Source organism: Gilvimarinus sp. 1_MG-2023, from assembly GCF_030548285.1.
Window position 1 is genome coordinate 1 of sequence record NZ_JAUOSC010000143.1, and the last position, 455, is coordinate 455.

2 protein-coding genes are annotated in these 455 nt (G+C 51.6%); both read left to right on the forward strand.

Annotation, left to right across the window (positions count from 1 at the left end; all coding sequences use genetic code 11):
• On the forward strand, positions 1 to 205 hold a 205-nt coding region (rpsH, locus tag Q4563_RS16125; protein WP_303605196.1), incomplete at its 5' end, for a 30S ribosomal protein S8.
• Between the two features lie 9 nt (positions 206 to 214).
• Positions 215 to 455, forward strand: a 241-nt coding sequence (locus Q4563_RS16130) for a 50S ribosomal protein L6 (RefSeq protein WP_303605197.1), incomplete at its 3' end; no start/stop codon positions are given.

The window sequence follows — 455 nt, forward strand, 5'->3', positions numbered from 1 at the left end:
GAAATACTACGAAGGCAAGCCAGTTATTGAACGCATCCAGCGTGTATCACGCCCTGGTCTGCGTCAGTACAATGGCTCCGCACAACTGCCGAAAGTTGAGGCAGGTTTGGGCGTAGCCATTGTATCCACCTCGAAAGGCGTCATGACTGACCGCGCCGCCCGTGCTGCGGGTGTCGGTGGTGAAGTTATCGCCACTGTATTTTAAGGGGATACCATGTCACGCGTCGCTAAGGCTCCTGTACAGATCCCGACTGGTGTTGAAATTACACTGGCCGCTGACAAGATCTCTGTTAAGGGCAAACAAGGTTCCTTGGAACTGGCTATCCACACTGCTGTGGATATTCAGCAAGAAGAGAATGAACTGAAGTTCGCTCCGAAAAAGAATGACAAGCAATCCAATGCTCTGGCGGGAACGTTCCGCGCTCTGGTAAACAATATGGTTACCGGTGTAAGTG